This is a genomic window from Paraburkholderia sp. EB58, assembly GCF_050436665.1.
In the GTDB taxonomy this organism is placed as follows: domain Bacteria; phylum Pseudomonadota; class Gammaproteobacteria; order Burkholderiales; family Burkholderiaceae; genus Paraburkholderia.
Window position 1 is genome coordinate 102226 of record NZ_JBNDMQ010000030.1, and the last position, 18394, is coordinate 120619.

14 protein-coding genes are annotated in these 18394 nt (G+C 62.4%); 4 read left to right on the forward strand and 10 right to left on the reverse strand.

Features of this window, described 5'->3' with window-relative positions:
- Positions 1-164: 164 nt before the first annotated feature.
- From P3T40_RS33005 to P3T40_RS33025, 5 genes are all read right to left on the reverse strand, one after another.
- The gene (locus P3T40_RS33005; RefSeq protein WP_429271905.1) at positions 165-560 is read right to left on the reverse strand and encodes a DUF488 domain-containing protein; all 396 of its coding nucleotides are present in this window, start codon (positions 558-560) and stop codon (positions 165-167) included.
- Positions 561-636: 76 nt separating this feature from the next.
- Positions 637-1989 carry an MFS transporter gene (locus tag P3T40_RS33010; protein WP_429271906.1) on the reverse strand — a complete coding sequence of 451 codons (1353 nt, stop codon included), beginning with the start codon at positions 1987-1989 and terminating at the stop codon, positions 637-639.
- Between the two features lie 168 nt (positions 1990-2157).
- Positions 2158-3654, reverse strand: coding sequence for an alkaline phosphatase family protein (locus P3T40_RS33015; protein ID WP_429271907.1), 1497 nt, complete (start codon positions 3652-3654; stop codon positions 2158-2160).
- A gap of 75 nt (positions 3655-3729) precedes the next feature.
- On the reverse strand, positions 3730-5406 hold the full coding sequence (locus tag P3T40_RS33020) for an ATP-binding protein (protein ID WP_429271908.1): 1677 nt from the start codon (positions 5404-5406) through the stop codon (positions 3730-3732).
- Between the two features lie 7 nt (positions 5407-5413).
- Entirely contained in the window at positions 5414-6928 is a 1515-nt protein-coding gene (locus tag P3T40_RS33025) for an ATPase domain-containing protein (RefSeq protein WP_429271909.1), read from the reverse strand.
- A 392-nt stretch (positions 6929-7320) separates the two neighbouring features.
- Between P3T40_RS33025 and P3T40_RS33030 the strand changes: the two genes are divergently transcribed.
- The 3 genes from P3T40_RS33030 (at position 7321) to P3T40_RS33040 (ending at position 10584) form a co-directional block, all read left to right on the forward strand.
- Complete coding sequence (locus P3T40_RS33030) at positions 7321-8427, forward strand: OpgC domain-containing protein (protein WP_429271910.1); 1107 nt, start codon at positions 7321-7323, stop codon at positions 8425-8427.
- A 50-nt stretch (positions 8428-8477) separates the two neighbouring features.
- Entirely contained in the window at positions 8478-10127 is a 1650-nt protein-coding gene (locus P3T40_RS33035) for a tannase/feruloyl esterase family alpha/beta hydrolase (protein ID WP_429271911.1), read from the forward strand.
- Positions 10128-10239: 112 nt separating this feature from the next.
- A complete protein-coding gene (locus P3T40_RS33040) occupies positions 10240-10584 on the forward strand; it encodes a hypothetical protein (RefSeq protein WP_429271912.1) in 345 nt (114 codons plus the stop codon).
- A 154-nt stretch (positions 10585-10738) separates the two neighbouring features.
- Here P3T40_RS33040 and P3T40_RS33045 read toward each other — a convergent pair whose 3' ends face one another.
- The 4 genes from P3T40_RS33045 to P3T40_RS33060 all read right to left on the reverse strand — a co-directional run bounded on the left by P3T40_RS33045 (position 10739) and on the right by P3T40_RS33060 (position 16695).
- Entirely contained in the window at positions 10739-12145 is a 1407-nt protein-coding gene (locus tag P3T40_RS33045; RefSeq protein ID WP_429271913.1) for a short-chain fatty acid transporter, read from the reverse strand.
- Positions 12146-12503: 358 nt separating this feature from the next.
- Positions 12504-14819, reverse strand: a complete 2316-nt coding sequence (gene bamA, locus P3T40_RS33050; protein WP_429271914.1) for an outer membrane protein assembly factor BamA — start codon at positions 14817-14819, stop codon at positions 12504-12506.
- Between the two features lie 97 nt (positions 14820-14916).
- Positions 14917-15315: a hypothetical protein gene (locus tag P3T40_RS33055; RefSeq protein ID WP_429271915.1), complete on the reverse strand. Its 399-nt coding sequence runs from the start codon at positions 15313-15315 to the stop codon at positions 14917-14919.
- A 483-nt stretch (positions 15316-15798) separates the two neighbouring features.
- Positions 15799-16695 carry a LysR family transcriptional regulator gene (locus P3T40_RS33060; RefSeq protein ID WP_429271916.1) on the reverse strand — a complete coding sequence of 299 codons (897 nt, stop codon included), beginning with the start codon at positions 16693-16695 and terminating at the stop codon, positions 15799-15801.
- A gap of 104 nt (positions 16696-16799) precedes the next feature.
- Here P3T40_RS33060 and P3T40_RS33065 point away from each other — a divergent pair, with 104 nt between their 5' ends.
- Positions 16800-18038: an MFS transporter gene (locus P3T40_RS33065; RefSeq protein ID WP_429271917.1), complete on the forward strand. Its 1239-nt coding sequence runs from the start codon at positions 16800-16802 to the stop codon at positions 18036-18038.
- Here P3T40_RS33065 and P3T40_RS33070 read toward each other — a convergent pair.
- A partial coding sequence (locus P3T40_RS33070; RefSeq protein ID WP_429271918.1) for an EAL domain-containing protein occupies positions 17996-18394 on the reverse strand: 399 nt, incomplete at its 5' end. The genes P3T40_RS33065 and P3T40_RS33070 overlap by 43 nt on opposite strands.

The window sequence follows — 18394 nt, forward strand, 5'->3', positions numbered from 1 at the left end:
TGACGCGACCGATTCAGCGCTTGAGAACTACCCCTGCCCCATTGCCGCGACGTACCTTGCCCGGCTCGTTATAGCGTGTGGGGGCTCGTTCAAGCATAACACGCGCTCAGGCTGCAAAATCAGGTTGCCAACTGGGTTGCAAATTAAGCCACAGCTCGGCCGCGTTATTTGATCAATGCGCCGCGCTCGCTGAGTAGCTGGCGCAGAATGCTGCGATGGCAGCGGCTTTCGTCCTCGCAATAACAACCGACCGAAAAATTCGTGGTGTGTGACAACGCGGCGAGCAGATCCAGCACTTTGCTGGCGTCGCTATCGTTCATCTCCGCGCGGTAGCTGCGTGCGAATTTGTTCCACTCCGCCTTGCTACCAGTTTGTTGCGCTTCTTTGGCTAGTGTGACCAGCGGCGCGCTCGGCGAGAGATTGGGCAACCAGACATCGTAGTAGTCGCGCGTGCCGAACTCCGCCTTCGGTACGCCACGCGGAGGCCGGCGCACCGTGCCGATGCGCAGCCCCTCTCCTTCCGCCCGCTTCGATCCGAGCTGCACGATGCGAATGGCCATGTCTTGTGTCGCCCGTCCTGGGTTGCGCCGCGATGGCTGGCGGCGTGAGCCACTCACCCACAACCAAACGAATCGCTCACACGTGCCCCACCTCGCCACCCGTCCCCATCGAATCCGTTAACGTGTCGGGCGCGTTTTCCAACGCCGTGTCGTGATGCAGCAGCAACACCGCCGCGACACCCACCAGTCCAGCTCCAGCGAGACACAGCAGGCCGGCGCCGAAGCCGCCGGTACTATCCTTGATCCAGCCCATTGCAAACGGACCGAAGAACCCTGCCAGATTACCCAGCGAATTCACCGCGGCAATGCCGCACGCGGCCGCCGCGCCAGACAGAAACGCCGCCGGCAACGTCCAGATAATCGGCAGACAGCCGAAGATGCCAAAGCCTGCAATCGACAGCGCCGCCATCTTCAGCACCGGGTTATCCAGCCCTGCCGCTGCGCCGATCCCACCCGCCGCAACCAGCAGCGCAATCGCCACATGCCACTTGCGTTCGAGCTTGCGATCCGAGTGCCGTCCCCATACCACCATGCTGATCACACCGACGATATACGGCAGCGAGGTCACAAAACCGGTCTGCAGGTTGGTGAGACCAAACCCCTTGACGATCTGCGGCAAGAAAAAGCTCAGGCCGTAATTGGTTGCGTTTGCACCAAAATAGATCAGGGCGATGGCGAGCACACGCGGGTTGAACAAAGCCTCACGCACGCTGAATTTGCGCACGGATTCGCGCTTGGCGCGCTCCTGGGCGAGCCGGCTCACGAGCCAGTCGCGCTCCTCCGCCTTCAGCCACGTCGCATGGGCGGGCTGGTCGGTCAGATAGAAGAACACCACGATCGACAACACCAGCGCAGGCGCTGCCTCGAGCAGATACACCCACTGCCATCCCGCCATGCCGCCCATTCCATTCAGGCCGAGCAAGGCGCCCGAGATCGGCGAGCCGATCACGGTGGAAAGTGGAATGGCGGCCATGAAATAGCCGACCACGCGCGCGCGGTACGTAGCCGGAAACCACAGCGTCAGCAGGAAGATGATGCCTGGGAAAAACCCGGCCTCGGCAATGCCCAGCAGCACCCGCAACGTATAGAACACGTGCGCGGCCGACATGCCCGTATATCTCGCGATATCGGGAATGAACGCCATCGCGCCAGCAAGCAAGCCCCACGTGAACATGATCCGCGCAATCCAGCGCCGCGCGCCGAACTTCTCCAGCAGCAGGTTAGACGGCACCTCGAAGAAAAAGTACGCAATGAAAAATATCCCAGCGCCGAAGCCGAATGCACTCGCGGACAGCCCTAGATCCTTGTTCATTTGCAAGGCGGCAAAACCTACGTTGACGCGGTCCAGATAAGCCACGAAATAACAGACAACCAGGAACGGGACGAGCCTTGTCGTCACACGTGCCAGAGTACGGGTCTCAATCTCCATGAACGCTCCCCTTAACGAGTAACCCTATACGGGTCAATGCGGATCATCGACGCTTGAGCGGCAATTCGCTCAGGTAGCCAAAGAGTAGTCGTCCGAACGCTAGCGGCAAAGTGATTTCTGTATTTCTGTTTACCGAGTATTGCACGCGCTCCACGCAGCACCAGCGCATTAGCCAGCGGGGCGTGGAAACCCCAATGCATCGGCCTTCGCTCGAAGATCCGCAAAGCGGTCGGACGGCACCGGCGCGACCTGCGAGTTGTCCACGCCCGACACGGAACTGGATGGCGTCGGAGCCGTGGCTCCTGCACATAGGCCGCCGAACGGCCCTTGCGCAACCGAAATGGCCGGCACGTCCGTACGCGCAGCGCCACTGAGATTGAGCGCATAGGCAAGGTTGACGGTGGCGGGATCGCTGCCGCGCACGCCAAGCGGCGCAAGGCCGAAACGCCATTGCAACAGTTGATGAATTGAACTCGGATCGAACGGATAGCGTGTCACATTCGCCGCGGCCACACGCGGGCCGAGCAGCGCACACGGCACACGGAAACCGAGCCGCCCATCGTTGCCGAGCGCCAGTTCGTTATTGCTGATCGGCCGGATCGGCGGCACGTCATGTTCGAGGAAACCGCCCCACTCGTCATAGACGACGATCATCAACGTGCGGTTCCAGTTAGGACCACTGGAGAGCGCGTTGTAAATCTGCCCGAGCAGCACTTCGCCGTTGCGGATATCGGCGTGCGGGTGATCGTCGGTAGAAATGCCTTGCGATTCCCCGGTAAAACTCGGATCGACCATGCAAAACGGCGGCAGCGTGCCGGCTGCGGCATTCGAGAGAAAATCGGCAAACAGATGGGAGATGCCGAGATACCGCGTGCCGTAAAGCGCCGTGAACGGCACGTCGTGATAGTAGTAATTGCAGCCCACATTGGCCGCGCTCAGGTGATCCCAGATCGTGGGTAGCGTCGACGTATCGAGGCTGTCGTCGAGCCGATCCGTCGCGCCGCTGTGCAGATAGATGCGGTTAGGGTACGTGCTGGTCAGCACACCGCTGAAATAGAAATCGCCGATCGTATAGTTGCTTGCGACACCGCTAAAGAAATCGAGGTCGGCTTGCGCGTAGTAGCCGATCGGCAGCAGGTCGCCGCGTACCTCGCTGGTATCGGGCGTCAGCAGCCAGCCGTTCATGGCACCGGAGGCGAGCTGGGTACGTGCGCCCTGATAGCTATGATTGGGGTCCTGATACGCGCACGCCTGGTAACCGTAGGACGGGTTCGCCGACAGCAGAAACGGCGTTTGCACGGTGCCGAAGGCGTCGGTGAACTGCTGGTTGGCAGGCCGCCCCTCGGCGCCTGGCACCCAGCTCAGGAAATGGTCGAACGAGCGATTCTCCATCGTCACCAGCACGATAAAGTCGATGCCGGAGCTGGCCGGATCGGGCAAGGCCGGCCGCGGCAAGCTGTAGCGGTTGCCGCCGTCGGGCGACGGCACGTTTAGGATCGATGGCGCCGCGGCACTGCCGTTCGGCACATCGGGGCCACCGCCGCCACAACTGGGCAGCGCGAGGCTGCCGGCTGCGGCGGCAACGCCTGCAAGAAAACTGCGCCGGTCGAAGCCGCCGTGGCTTCGGGGTCCGTTTCCGCTACCGTTTCCGCTACCGTTACTCATCGCCATGGCTCCTGTGTGTCGCCAGCAGATGGTGAGGACGCGTACGCGCGAGGGCTTTCCTGTCGTCCGCGCGCGCTATCCGATCAGACTCAACCGCACCGTTCGCGCCAGTTCGTCGAGCTGGAACGGCTTGCGCAGAATGCTGCAACGCCGCACCGCCAGACGCGAAATATCGACATCAGCGTAACCTGTCGCGAGGATGACCGGAAGGTCATCTCGCACCTTGCGCGCCGCTGCGATCACATCGATGCCGTTCATGCCCGGCATCGCGAAGTCGACCATCATCAGATCGGGCCGGTCGTCCGTGAGCCGTCCCAAGCCCGTTTTGCCATCATGCGCTTCCGTCACCACGTAGCCGAGCATCTTGAGCGAATCGACGAGCATGCTGCGCACTTCATTGTCGTCTTCGACGACCAGAATCCGTTTGATGCCCTCCACCTTCTGCTCGACTGTCGACACCGATTCGGACTCCGATACGACGGGTTCGCGCATCGGCAACCACAACCGTACCGTGGTGCCGTGCCCTTCTTCGCTCTCGACCCGCGCCGCGCCGCCGGTCTGGCGCGCGATGCCATACACCTGGCTCAAGCCGAGTCCGGTGCCCTTGCCGATCGGCTTGGTGGTAAAGAACGGATCGAACACACGCGAAATCACGTCGGCCGGAATGCCTGAGCCGGTGTCGCTGAATTCGGCCACGACGTACTGGCCGTCTGCGAGCGTGGGATCCGGCGCCATGCGCCGGCCGACGCGCACCGTGAGCGAGCCGCCGCCAGGCATGGCGTCGCGCGCATTGATGGCGAGATTCAGAATCGCCAGTTCAAGCTGATTGGCGTCCGCCTCGGTCCATAGTTCCTCGGCATCGAACTGCGTGATGAACTGGATCGTCGAGCCGAGCGAGACGGTGATGATGTCGCGCATGCCCTGCAGCAACGCCACCACGTCCACCGCTTTCAGATCGAAATTGCTGGTACGCGAGAAGGTCAGCAACTGGCCGGTCAGTTTCGCACCCCGCTCGGTGGCCCGCTTCGCGGTAGCGGCCATGGTCCGCACGCGCTCGTCGTCACTGATGCGCGCGATCAGCTCCGCGTTGACCATGATGACATTGAGCAGGTTATTGAAATCGTGCGCGATTCCGCCCGTCAACTGGCCGAGCGCTTCCATCTTTTGCGACTGCACGAGCACCGCCTGCACCTTGGCGCGCTCGTGAATCTCCTTCATCAGGCGGTCATTGGCGGACGCGAGTTCGTGCGTGCGCTCGGCAATCCGGCTTTCGAGCGAATCGTTGAGCTGCACGAGCGCCGCCTGGGCCTCGATGCGTTGCGCGAGATGCTGGCGCGATACGTCCAGGTGCTGCCGCGAATCGTACTGCCTGATCCGTGCGCGTAGCGACGACGTGACGGCGCGGCGCAGCGTTTCGGAACTCAGCGGCCGCTCGAGTACGACAACGTTGCCGAGCCGCTCGAGTACCTCGAGACTGCGCGCAGAACGCCTCGCGCGGTCGCCCGCCAGCAGGATGATGGGAAAATCGGACCACGCGGGCTGGCCTTCGAGCCAGGCGAACAGTGGCGCCGACCGGTCATCGGCAAGCGCCTCTTCGGTGATCAGCGCGGCGGCCGCCCCACTGCTCAACTCCGCGGTCAAGGCATGCGTATCACCGCAACGCTCGCACTCGCGGCCGTCGTTGTTGAGCACCTCGGCAATCACGTCGGCATCGCGGCCAAACGGCGCCAGAATCAGGATGCGGCGTTCCATGGACCGGTTAGCCTGCACGAGCAATCACACCCTCCACAGGAGAGAGCATCGCGGCATTGCCCTTATAAGACGGCAAACCGGTCAGTACACCTTCGAAATCGCGCAAGGCCTCGCCCACTTCCACGCCGTCGTTGCCGAGGCGGAACTGGCGAATCGAGCGCTCATGGGCGTTCGCCCGGCTCTTGACGGCGGCGATCGCGGTCAACACTTCGCCGCGGTGTTCGAAGTAGCGGAACAGCACCACCACATCGCTCAGGTAACTGATGTCGATATCGTTCTGCACTTCGCCGATGATGCCGTGCTGGCCGAGCACCAGCATCGTGATGGCGCCCTGCTGGTTCAGATATCCCAACAGTTCGTGCATTTGCAGCAGCAGGTAGCGCTCGCCGGGCATTGCCTGCAGGTAAGCGTTCAGACTGTCGATCGCGACATACTTCATGTGCCGGTTTTCGACGGCATCTCGCACGTCGCTGGCGAATTCGCCCGGCGACATTTCCGCCGGATCGATCTGGCGCACGGTTAGCAGTCCTGCTTCGATATGCGGCGAGAGATCCATACCGAGATTCACGGAGCGCAGCAACAGCGTATTGAGCGTTTCGTCGAACAGGTAGTAAATACAGCGCTCGCCGCGCTTGAGCGCAGCGAGGAGGCACGACACCACCGTGGTGGTCTTGCCGACGCCCGAAGGCCCAATCATCAGCGCACTGGTGCCCGGAATCAGGCCGCCGCCGAGCAGCGTGTCGAGGCGCGCGGTGCCCGTGCTGCGCGGCCGCGAATCGAACTCCGTATGGTGCTCGGCCGCCACCAGACGTGGGTAGACGTTGATGCCGCCTGTATCCAGCGTGAAGTCGTGAAAGCCCTCGCGAAACTTGATGCCCCGCATCTTGGCGATCCGCAGGCGGCGCCGGTTGCCGCCATAGTCGTGGGCGAGGCTGTCGAGGCTGATCACCCCATGCGCAATGCTATGCAGTTGCAGGTCGCCCGGTTCCGACGAGTTGTCGTCAAGCAGCAGCACGGTGCATTCGCGCGTCGCCAGATAGCGCTTCAAGGCGAGAATCTGGCGCCGGTAGCGCAGCGGATTCTGCGAGAGCAGCCGCAATTCGGACAGACTGTCGAGTACGATCCGCACCGGCTTGAGTTCGTCGACCTGCTGGATGACGTCGCGCACGGTCTCGCCCAGCTCGACTTCAGCGGGCTGCAGGACAGTCTGCTCGTAGCGCGGATCGAGCCCTTCGTCTGAGAGCAATTCGACGATCCTGAACTTGCTGACGTCCCAGCCGTGACTGGCCGCAACCGAAATCAATTCCGCTTTGGTTTCGGAGAGCGTGATGTATAGGCCAGCCTGCTCTTCAGATGCGCCTTTCAGTAAAAACTGCAACGCCAGGGTCGTTTTGCCAGTGCCAGGCGCGCCTTCGACGAGGTACATGCGTTGCGGCGTCAAACCGCCGCCCAGAATGTCGTCGATCCCATCGATCCCCGAAGAAAGACGCCCCGCACGCTGCTTCGCTATATTTTCAAACATGATGTGACGTCATGAATTGACGTAAATAGTGGAAATGGTCCGGCCGTGACGAGTCAAAAATTCCACTCGTTTACCCACCGGCGCCACTGTCCGAGCAAATTGCGGGCCAGTCGGTCCAGCCAACGCCGTGCAGCAGGCGCCAGCGCTCCCTCGAAAAGCCAAATTCAGTTTTGCGAATCCGTGCGGCGTTGCACGACATTTCGGTGGGAACATTCCGCTGTGGCGCCTCTCCTATGAGGAAGACCCGATTGCCGCGGTGCAACTGCGCAGGCGTCAGCCCGCATTGGCCCGCGTCAAAGCAAACGCCGCGATCAGGCCCACCTGTTGCGCGTTGCCCGTACGACACCTGCCCGCGCACATCTGCGCATACCTGGCATCTCTCGAGGATCAGCATGGAATCACGCGGAGGACGCTCGATCGAAGTGGACTTCTTCCGCGGGATCGTGCTGATTGTCATCGTGCTTGATCACATCCCCGGCAGCGCGCTGTCGCATCTGATGCTGCACGCGTATGCGTTCTGCGACTCGGCCGAAGTGTTCGTGTTTCTTGGCGGTTACGCGTCGGCCGCAGCCTATACGGCGGTGCTCGCCAAACGCGGCCCAGGGGCCGCGCAACTGCGTTTTATCAAACGCTGCTGGGAGATCTATCGCGCGTATCTGCTGACCGCCCTGCTGACGCTGGTATCGGGCGCGCTGCTTGCCCTTTTCCATCTCAACCAGCCGATGGTCGAGATCACCGGCTGGCCACCATTCGCCAGTCAACCGTTGCGCGAAGCGCTAGATATTCTCGTCTTGCGCCGTCAGCCTTACTTGTCGAGCGTCCTGCCAATGTACGTGATCTTCGCGCTATGCGTGCCGCTCGCCGTGCCGCTCGCGCGGCGTTCTGCGGCGGCCGCCTTGATCATGAGTGTCGCGATCTGGGCCGCCGCGCGCCCGCTGGCAGGCCTATTCAGTATTGACGACGTGCGCGATTGGGCTTTCAATCCGTTTGCATGGCAGCTGATGTTCGTGCTCGGTATCGTGTGCCGCGTGCGTCCGGTGAGCGAGGACGTCTATGCGTCGAATACGGCGCGCTGGCTGGTGCGTGCCGCTCTCGCTGCCGTGCTCGCCTTCGCGGTGCTTAAACTTTTCGTGCTAACCCAGCCGCTGCCCGGCACACTTAAACAGAATCTCTCGGTGGATCGCGTGATCAACTTCCTCGCCATTCTCTGCGTCACCGCCAGGCTGGTGCGCCTCGGCAGCGTCGCCTGGCTCGCCCAGCGCCTGCCGGCCGTCGTGCGAGTCGGGCGCACCGGTCTCGTCTGCTTCGTGACCGGCACGCTCGTATCGCTGCTCGTCGATACGGCCACACCGCGCGCCTTTCACGGCGTATCCGGCGTGCTCGTGGCGCTGAGCGGCGATCTTGTCGCCATCACCGCGATGCTGGTGATTGCACGCGGCTGGAGCGGCTGGAAAGGAGAGTCGTCACGCGCCGCGGTCAACGGCGCCGGGTGCGGATGAGCGCGAGGGCGGCGGAGGTCGCGAGCGCCGCAACACGCCGGCGCTCGCGCATGACGTGCGCGCTGCTAGGCGCAGCGCTGCTGCTTGCGCCTATCGGTGCGATGGCGCTGTCGAAAGAAGCGGCGCCGCTCGCCGCCCAATGCGCGCCGCTTGCCGGCACCCTGCTTGCGCCCCAGCTCATCGCCTTGCCGACCCGCGGCGCGCATATCGACAGCGCGACGATGATTCCCGCCACTGCAAGCGGTAACCAGAGCGGCGAATTTTGCCGCATCACCGGCAGCATCAAAGCTGTCGAGCCCAGCACGCCCGATATCCACTTCGACCTGAACCTGCCGGTGCGCTGGAACGGCCGGGCGCTGCAACTGGGTGGCGGCGGGTACGACGGCGTGGTGGTCAGCGGCCTCGGCGTCATGCCATTTTCGCCGGTCCACGCACCGCTCGCCGAAGGGTATGCGACATTCGGCGACGACTCCGGCCATACAGGCAATTCCGCCTTCGCCGAGTTCGGTCTCGTCAACGAAGCGGTGATCAATTTCGGCTACGCGCATCTGAAGAAAACCCACGACGCCGTGCTCGCACTGATCGAGCAGGTGTACGGGCGGCCACCCGAGAAGATGTACTTTGCCGGCGGCTCGACCGGGGGCCGCGAAGGCTACACGGTCATGCAGCGTTTTGGCGACGACTATGACGGCGTGATCGCGAACTCGCCCGCCCTCAACTTCTCGGGCGTGCGCCTGCTCGGCGTCGCCCTGGGCCACGCCGAGTATGGCGTGCCTGGCGGTTACGTGCCGCCGGCACTGCTCGAGCGGGTCTATCAACGCACCCAGGAAGTCTGCGACAAACTGGACGGCGTGGCCGACGGTATCGTGAGTGACGTGGAAGGATGCCGCCAGCACGAGCAGGAAGTGATCGACTCGCTGCGCTGTCCGGCGGACATGGCAAGCGCGCCAACCGCGCCGTCCGCCAGAAACGACGAGTGCCTCACGGAGCCGCAGATTGCGACGCTGCTCGTCCTGCGCGACGGCCTCTCGCTACCCTACCCGCTCGCATGGAACGCGAACCGCTATGCCGGCTACAACGTATTCGAGGGCACGCGCCTGACCGGGATGCTCGGCCTTGCGCACGATCCGGTGCGCGCGCCGGCGCCGACCTTCGTGGCGAACGGCTACCTGTTCACCCAGGGCGACAGCTACCTCCGTTATTTCGTCACGCAGGACGGGACGTTCAATTCGATCAACTTCAACCTGATGCATCCGGGCCATTACCTGCGGCAACTGTTCGCGCTATCCCAGACGATCGGCGCGCTGGACACCAACCTGTCCCGCTACATCGCGCACGGCGGCAAACTGATCACGCTGCAGGGACTCGCGGACGAAGTCATCAGCCCGAATCAGACCATTGCGTACCATGACGGGCTAATCGCGCGTTACGGCAACGACAAGGTCGATTCGTTCATGCGGCTTTACATGGTGCCAGGCTATCAGCACGGCAATGGCGTATTCATTCCCTCGGTCGATCTGCTGAGCGCGCTCGATAACTGGGTCACGCACGGCGTATCCCCAGAGACGTTGACCGCAACCGATATCGCCTTACCCACGAATGGACGCACCCGACCGTTGTGCAGGTATCCGATGTTTCCGCGCTATCTCGGCAAAGGCAATGTCAACCACGCGAGCAGTTTTGCCTGCGCCGAACCATAGCCTGCCATCACTCGCTTACCCTTACCCGGTGTGCCTTGACTTCATTGGATTTGGGCGTACCGTAAACAGAACCACCGCACGTTTGCCGAGCCTGGACTCGCAAGGAAAGACCATGGGCAACCGCTATGAACGCTCACGCCTGTCGCGTTCGTTCACTTATAAAGGCATTCAGTACCATCCCGGCATGCTCATCGTTCTGGCCGCCCAGGTCGTCTGCCTCGCCGCCTTTTCGTTCGCAGCCAATCTCCTGACCCACGACAAATGGCTATCCGTGACGCTCGGCTTTAGCCTGCTGTTCGGACTGATTCTGTCGCTGGGTTTTTTCGGCACCTGGAGTCAGTTCCGCGACGATATCGACCTGTGGACGTTCCTCAACACCAACCCGGTCGAGTCCGCCGTGGCGATTGCCACGGCCGGCGAAGTCATCGCCATCATGATGGTGGCCCCGGTCACCTGAGTCCACGCCTCACGCACCGATGACGTGCATGCGGGCAGCGCTCGCGTGAACGAGGCGCGCGCGTTCGCGGCGCCTCAGCTTCGGTCTGGTTGGCCTGGTTGGCCTGGTTGGCCTGGTTGGTCTCTTCCACGCCCCTCGCCGCGGAGCCGTTGGCTTACGGAATCAGCCAGAGCGCTGCACCGTAAATGACCAGCGACACCGCAAAAGTCACCGCCGTGTAGCCCATGACGCGCTGGATGCGAATTCCCGCAATCGCCACCACAGGTACTGCCCAGAACGGCTGCAGCATGTTCGACACGTTTTCGGCCACCGCGACACCCATGGCAGTGCGCGGCACGGAAGCATGCAGGCTCAGCGCCGCCGGCAGCACGAACGGTCCCTGCACCGCCCAGTGTCCACCGGCACTCGGAATCAGCAAGGTGATGATGAGCGAACTCAGATAGCTCAGCACTGGCAGCGTCACCGGCGTGGCGATGGCCACGAAGGTCTTGGCAATCGTCGATGCCAGCCCCGTCCCGGTCATGATGCCCATGATGCCGCCGTACACCGGATACTGCAGCAGCATCGAGCCGGTCTGGCGCGCGGCGCGGCGAATCGCATCCGCGTAGGCGATCGGTGTGCGCTGCAGCGCGAGACCCACCAGCAGAAAGATCAGGATCGTGGTGTTGATGTCCAGCTCGAAACCCTTCGCATACCAGGTCATCCCGAGATAACCGATGCCGAGCGCGAGCAGGATCAGCGTGCCCAGCATCGAACGCTCCATACGGGCCGCGAGCGAGGTCGGCAATGCGCCACGCGCGTGCGGATCGGCATCAGCTTGTGCGCTGGCCCCCGCTTCCGGCGCCGTTTCGTTAAAGGCGACGACATGTTCGGGCTTCGGATGCATCCAGATGAAGATCGCGGTCATTACAACCACCACTAGCACGGTCGGAATGAAAACGAACGGCGCGAATACGGTCTGGCTCAACGGAATGACCTGGCCGGTGGCTTTCTCCACCAGATTCAACGCATTGCCGTGCGAGGCCTGAGACAAGGCGATTGAGCTCGACAGGCCGCTATTGCAGACCGACCAGGCCGAATAGCTGCCGGCGACGAGCCACGCAAAATCCACTTTCACGCGCTTCGCGATTTCGCGTGACAGCAGCGCCCCAACGATCAGGCCGAGCCCCCAGTTGAGCCACGCCGCCACCGCGACGATCGGGAACACCAGCAGCGCGGCACGGGCCGGCGTGTGTACCCCGGCAGCCATCGCCCGCAAGCCGCGCTGCACGAGCGGCGCCTCGGCGATCGCGTAACCGGTCGCGAGAATCAGAATCATCTGCAGCGCGAAGCCCAGAATGTTGAACGTGCCGCCGTACCAGGAGGTCAGGATCACCGGCAGCGACGCGTGCGGCGCAAATGCGAAAGCCAGCAGGATGACCACCACGGTCAAGCCGATCGAAAGAACGAACGGGTCTGGCATGACCTGCTCGAACACGTAGACGAGGCCCGCAACGACGCCACGGCGGCGCTCGCTGGGGTGGGGATGGGGGTGGGCTGAACCCGTTTTGCTGTTGTCCATGATGTCTCTTCCTCTGGCCGCGTCCTGTCGTGCGGCATGTCTCACGAGCCGCGCCTCATGCGAACGCTGAGGGTCAGCAAATGCAGCATACGCGCACGCCGGTGCGCTGTATTCGCGGCACGAACCCTACCTGATTTCTGGATTTATTGCTCGGACGCCGGCACGGCGCGCAAAAGCATTCGGAGTACGCGCGAAGACCTAGCCGGGCGGGCGCAGGAGCGCCGGTTTGTCTGGAGAATGGTGCGGCGAAGAACGGGGGAAAACTCGGGGAAAACGCGGAGAAAAACTCACTGAAACGACTGAGGGCAGCCCATGGCTGCCCTCGTTTTGATGCCTGTTTTGATGCCTGGTTTGACGCTTAGAACGCAGTCCCGATCTGGAACTGGAACTTCTGGTACTGGTCGCCGGTGTGCTTCACAAGCGGGAAACCCAAGCTGAGTTTGAGCGGCCCGATTGGCGATATCCACGCCAGACCCGCACCGTACGCGTAACGCAGACCGTTTGCGCCGACGCTATTGCCTTCCGTACCCCAGACGTTACCGCCGTCGAAGAACGTAAAGACGCGCAGCGTGCGGTCGTAGCCGGTACCCGGCAGCGGGAACGTCAATTCGATGTTACCCACCAGCATCTTCGAACCGCCGATCGGGTCACCCGTCGACGCGTCGCGCGGACCCAACGAGCTCGGCTCATAGCCGCGCACCGAACCGATACCGCCTGCGTAGTAGTTCTTGAAAATCGGGTACGGCTTGCCGTCGAGGCCGTTACCGTAACCACCCTGGAAGTTCAGGCCCAGCACGAAGCCGCGCGCGAACGAGTAGTAATACTGCGCCTGCAGGTCGGCCTTGTAGTAAGGCGTACTGCCGATCGGCGAACCCCATTCGGCGTTCGCTTGCGTGAAGTAACCGCGGCTCGGTACCAGTGCGCTATCGCGGTTATCGCGCGACCAGCCTACCGTCAGCGGCACGTTGTTCGACACGCGACCGAAGTCGTTCACGTAATCGATATAGCTTTGCGGCGTGGTCGAGTCGACGTCAAGGCGGTTCTGCTCGAAGCCGAGGCCGAAGTACACCATGTCCGATTCGGAGAACGGAATGCCGAACTTCATATCCGCGCCTGCGGTAATGATCCGGAAGCTAGTGTCGGTCGTGTTCGAGTAGTACAGCGGCTCGCTGGTGCGGTAGTACACGTCGGTAATACGCTTGATGCCGTCCACCGTGAAGTACGGATCCACCTGCGTCACTGTCAACGTACGGAACGTCGTTGCCGTGTTCACGTTGACCGCGAGGCTCGTGCCCGAACCGAACACGTTGTCCTGCGACACGCCCGCCGAAATGATCGGGCCTTCGCCCGAACCGTAGCCGAGACCCAGCGTCACTGAGCCGGTCGGCTTTTCCGTGACCTTCACATTCACGTCCACCTGGTCAGCCGTGCCTTCCACCGGCACCGTCGTCACATCGACGTCGGTGAAATAGCCGAGACGGTTGATCCGGTCTTTCGACAGCGCGAGGCGGCTCGAGTCGAACCACGAGCTTTCGAGCTGACGCATTTCGCGGCGCACCACTTCGTCGCGCGTGCGGGTGTTGCCGACGATGTTGATCCGGCGCACGTAGACGCGGCGGCTCGGATCCACTTGCAGCGTCAGGTCAACCGTGTGATTTTTCTGGTCGATCTGCGGCTGCGCGTTCACTGTGGCAAATGCGTAACCGTATTCGCCTAGCTTGTCGACCACCGCCTTGGTGGCGGCCTTCAGCTTGGCCGCCGAGAAGCGGTCGCCCGCCTTGATCTTGACCAGCTTCTGCAGTTCCGGCCCGCGGTCCAGCAGGTTGCCCGCCAGATGGATGCCGGAAATCGTGTACGGCTCACCCTCGTGCAGGCTGAGCGTCAGGTACATGTCCTTCTTGTCCGGCGACAGCGAGACCTGGGTCGAATCGATGTTGAACTCGAGGTAGCCGCGATCCAGATAGTACGCGCGGAGGTTCTCGAGGTCGGTGGTCAGCTTGTCTTTCGAGTACAGGTCGTTCTTCGTGTACCACGAGAACCAGTTCGGCGTGGACTGCTGCATTTCATCGCGCAGCGTGCCGTCGCTAAACACCTTGTTGCCGATGAAGTTGATCTGGCGGATCTTCGCGCTCGGACCTTCGATCACCGAGAACAGCAGGCCGACGCGGTCGCGGTCGATCGGCGTGACGGTGGTCGTGACTTCGGCGGCGTAGTAGCCGTGCGTCAGGTACTGGCGTTTCAGTTCCTGCTGGGCGCGGTCGACCAGCGACTTGTCGTAGTAACGGCCGAGCGACAGCCCGACCGAGTTCAGCGCCTTGGTCAGGTTGTCCTTGTCGAATTCGTGGAGACCCGAGAAGTCGATCGTGCCGATCGCGGGACGCTCCTGCACCTGCACGATGACGACATCGCCTTCGGTCGAGATCTTGACGTCATTGAAGAAGCCGGTCGCGTAAAGCGCACGGATTGCTTCAGAAGCCTTGTCGTCGGTGAAGGTGTCGCCCTGCTTGATGGGCAGATACGAGAAAACGGTGTTCGGTTCGACGCGTTGCAAGCCTTCGAGCCGGATGTCGCGAACCACGAATGAGTCGGTGGCGAAAGCCGAGACTGCGGTGACGCTCAGGCCGATAAATGTCAGCGCCCTAGCGCTGCGGGCCGATAGTGTTTGAACCTTCATGCAGGATAAGCGACAAGATTTCAATGCAACATGGGAGCCGCGCCGCCGATTTTTTTCCAATCTCTGGCTCACGGCGCGGATGGGATGTCTCTTGGGTCTACTGCAGTCTGATGCCTGAGGTGTCGTCGACAGGCGCAAGCCCCGTTGCCACTGCCAGCACTTCCGTCATATGGCGTGCTTGCGAGCGCGGCACCTGGAAAGACAACTCGGCACCACCGGGCAGGCGGAAGGTCATGACCAGATGCGGCGTATCGCCTGCATCCTTGCCGATTTCCCATGCTTCGCACGGCATCGCAAACTTCACGCTCTGTTTCTTGTGCCGGATACGTTCCGACCAGCCAATCGCATTCGATACAGCCGCCAGCAACTGGTGCATGACCGAGCAGTGCAACGCAATCCGGTCCGGCTGATTACTCTGCAGCATCAGATACTGACCGTCCTCCGTCAGCTCGAATCCATGGAGCGAGTCGATTGCAAGGGCCACCGTCTGTGACATACAAAGACTCCAGGATAAAGCCAGATCCGGAGTATAGAACGGTTTGGCCCCGCTGCGACCTGCCAGGATTCCATACAGACTACTTCAACCTCATTACAAATTTCATACATTTCCTACGGTCACACTTACCCTCTCCGAGCAAGCTCAGAGAATTTTCATACCATAACACGAAAAATATCCGACGCAACATCTGAGGCGTAGCGGGCAAGGACTGCATCCTTACTAACGCATCTCCTGGTTCGAAACTGCCGATATTCCCGCAGCCGAGAAGCAGTTCGACCAGCAAATTTTGCTAGTGCATACCGCCGCGACGCGCCCTAGCGTATGTGAAACGTAATATTAAGATACGCCTCTTCGTAAGCTATTTTACGCGCCATTCTGGCACAAGGCTGTCAGCTAGCCGGATAAATTTATAAGATCGGCATTGCGATGGTTGCAAGAAACAGACATGGTCGCGCTGGGTTGCGGCGGATTTCCTGAGGGCTACAACGGCTCGTTGATCAGCCGCGCGACAAGAAAATCGATCAGGAGACGCGTGCGCGCCGGCAACTTGCGCGAGCGCAACCACAGCGCGTGAAGCGGGAGTCCGGCGGGTTCGTAATCGGGCAGCACCAGTTCGACCCGTCCCGCCTCCAGCGCGTCGCGGATTTGCCAGAACGCCGCGAGCCCGATGCCCATTCCCGCCACCACGCCGGCGTTGACGGCCGCCACCTGGTTGCTGTCGAAACGGCCGGCGACATTGACCGCGATTTCCTCGCCTTGACGCGATCTGAAGGTCCACCGTGACGGGTGCGGCAAGCCGGTGCGGATCACGCATGCATGCTGGGCCAAGTCCTGCGGACGCAGCGGCCTGCCGTGCTCCGCGAGATAGCTGGGCGCAGCAAACGCCACGCGCCTGATCGTGCCGAGGCGCCGCGCAACCAGCCGCGAATCGGGCGTCTCGCCGATGCGGATCGTCACGTCGGCACCGGTTTCGCTCGGGTCCCGGTAGTCATCGGACAATTCCAGCGAAAGCGTCACGCCGGCATGACGCTGCAGAAATTCGCCTGTAAGTGGCGCAACATAGCGCGGGCCGAACAGCGAAGGTGCGTTGACGCGCAGCCGTCCGCTGAGCTGTAGCGTCTCTTCCGCCAGCTCCGTGCGCGCCAGTTCGAGTTCGGCGAACGCGCCTTTGACGCGCTGATAGAACTTCACCCCCGCCGGACTCGGCTGACAGGTGCGCGTCGTACGCACAATCAGCGTTGCGCCATGCGACTTTTCGAGCATTTGCAGCGAGCGGCTTACCGCCTGCAGCGAGCGGCCAAGCCGACGTGCGGCGCTCGTCAGACTGCCCTCTTCGACAACTGCCACAAGAGCCTCGAGTTCGCGCAACGCATCCATGACGGATTCTCCCGTTAATCGTGATGATGTATCGCTCTGTATGCCAATTATATTTGGTGAGCGTGAGAGTAGCATCGAAACCTCCTCTACCCGTCCAAGCCATCATGAATGCGCCCCTGCTCGAAACCGAAGTCGAAGCAACGGTCGACGTGCCCTCCGCGAACGACGTTCCCACCGTGCGCTTCGCGCTCATGGTGGCCGTCGCAGTTCTGCCGCTCTATGCCTCGCAAACCTTGATTCCGTCGCTGAACGCGTCGCTGCATCTCGGCGCGGGGATCACGCTCGTCACGGCCTTGACGCTGCTCGGCTATGCTGCGGGACTGGTCGGCCTGGTGCCGTTGGTCGACCGCTGGCCGAACCGCGCCCTGATCGCCGGCACGCTGGGCGCCCAGGTGGCGTGCCTCGCCATTGCCGCGGCGGCGCCAACGCCAGCGGTGTTTCTCGGCGCGTCGTTCGCGGTGGGCGTCACCGCGAGCGCGGTGCAGATGCTGGTTCCCGCGGCGGCGTCGCTCGCGTCGCCACAGGTGCGCGGCAAGGTGGTCGGCAATGTCATGAGCGGGTTGATGCTCGGCATCCTGCTATCGCGTCCGATTGCGAGCGTGGTGGGCGGAGCAATCGGCTGGCGCGGCTTTTTTGCTGCCGACGCGCTGGTCGTAGCCATCGCGACGCTGCTGGTGGTGCCGCGGCTGCCGGATATACGCCCGGTGGGTGCGCCGTCGTATCTCGCGCTGCTCGCCTCGATGGGTCGGCTGGTCGCGAATGAACCGGTGCTACGCCGCCGTGCGCTTTACCAGGGACTGCTGATGGCTGGATTTAACGCCTTCTGGAGCAGCATAGCCGTGGTGCTGGCGCGCAGCCCGCTCAAGCTCGACAGCACGCATATCGCGCTCTTTGCGCTCGCGGGCGGCGGCAGTGTGATCATCGCACCGCTTGCCGGACGGCTCGGCGACAGGGGACATACGACCCGCACGACTGTGTTCGCGCATGGCGTCGCCATCGTGGCTGCGTTTGTCGCCGCGTGGGCGTTGAGCGGAGGCGTGCCGCACGCTGCCTCGATCGCGCTGCTCGCCGTTGCCGCGTTCGCCATCGACGGTGGGGTGATCGCCGATCAGGCACTCGGGCGACGCGCAATCAACCTGCTTGCGCCGCAGTCGCGCGGGCGAGTGAATGGCCTATACACTGGTCTCTTTTTCGTCGGTAGTGCTTGCGGGGCGGCGATCGCTGGCCCCGCACTGGCGCGCTGGGGCTGGTCCGGCGTGTGCGCCGTGGCATTCGCGTTCTTCATCGCTGCGGCTGTGTTTCACCTCGTCGACTGCTTGCGCAGCCGCGCGCCCGCGCAGTGACCGGCGCCGTGCAGAAGCACGCATGCACGCTCCAGCCACTTGACTGGGATATCACGCCGACCACGAACGCCCGCCCGCAGCGTCATCTCGCCCGTCGCTGCCGCCGCTTCATGCCCCAATGGCGTAAGCAGATTGCGCAGCGCCGTGAAGCTGAGCGGGCGCGCGAACCAGAATCCCTGGACCTCGTCGCATCCCAGCTCGCGCAACCGCTCGGCCTGCTCTTCGGTCTCGACTCCCTCTGCCGTCACACGTAGCTTTAGCCCGAAGTTCCCCCATCCAAGGAAGCCACCGAGCGGGTGCAAACCCACGTGTTTCAAGGCATCTGCGCTTTCGAAATGCTTCCTGCTGATTACAAA

Bases quoted from the DNA above. Each gene is read 5' to 3' on its own strand.
- P3T40_RS33060 (WP_429271916.1), bottom strand. From the start codon at position 16,695: ATGGATGCGTTGCGCGAACTCGAGGCTCTTGTGGCAGTTGTCGAAGAG.
- P3T40_RS33045 (WP_429271913.1), bottom strand. From the start codon at position 12,145: ATGGACAACAGCAAAACGGGTTCAGCCCACCCCCATCCCCACCCCAGC.
- P3T40_RS33025 (WP_429271909.1), bottom strand. From the start codon at position 6,928: ATGTTTGAAAATATAGCGAAGCAGCGTGCGGGGCGTCTTTCTTCGGGG.
- P3T40_RS33065 (WP_429271917.1), top strand. From the start codon at position 16,800: ATGAATGCGCCCCTGCTCGAAACCGAAGTCGAAGCAACGGTCGACGTG.
- P3T40_RS33040 (WP_429271912.1), top strand. From the start codon at position 10,240: ATGGGCAACCGCTATGAACGCTCACGCCTGTCGCGTTCGTTCACTTAT.
- P3T40_RS33035 (WP_429271911.1), top strand. From the start codon at position 8,478: ATGACGTGCGCGCTGCTAGGCGCAGCGCTGCTGCTTGCGCCTATCGGT.
- P3T40_RS33055 (WP_429271915.1), bottom strand. From the start codon at position 15,315: ATGTCACAGACGGTGGCCCTTGCAATCGACTCGCTCCATGGATTCGAG.
- P3T40_RS33015 (WP_429271907.1), bottom strand. From the start codon at position 3,654: ATGAGTAACGGTAGCGGAAACGGTAGCGGAAACGGACCCCGAAGCCAC.
- P3T40_RS33030 (WP_429271910.1), top strand. From the start codon at position 7,321: ATGGAATCACGCGGAGGACGCTCGATCGAAGTGGACTTCTTCCGCGGG.
- P3T40_RS33010 (WP_429271906.1), bottom strand. From the start codon at position 1,989: ATGGAGATTGAGACCCGTACTCTGGCACGTGTGACGACAAGGCTCGTC.
- P3T40_RS33020 (WP_429271908.1), bottom strand. From the start codon at position 5,406: ATGGAACGCCGCATCCTGATTCTGGCGCCGTTTGGCCGCGATGCCGAC.
- bamA (WP_429271914.1), bottom strand. From the start codon at position 14,819: ATGAAGGTTCAAACACTATCGGCCCGCAGCGCTAGGGCGCTGACATTT.
- P3T40_RS33005 (WP_429271905.1), bottom strand. From the start codon at position 560: ATGGCCATTCGCATCGTGCAGCTCGGATCGAAGCGGGCGGAAGGAGAG.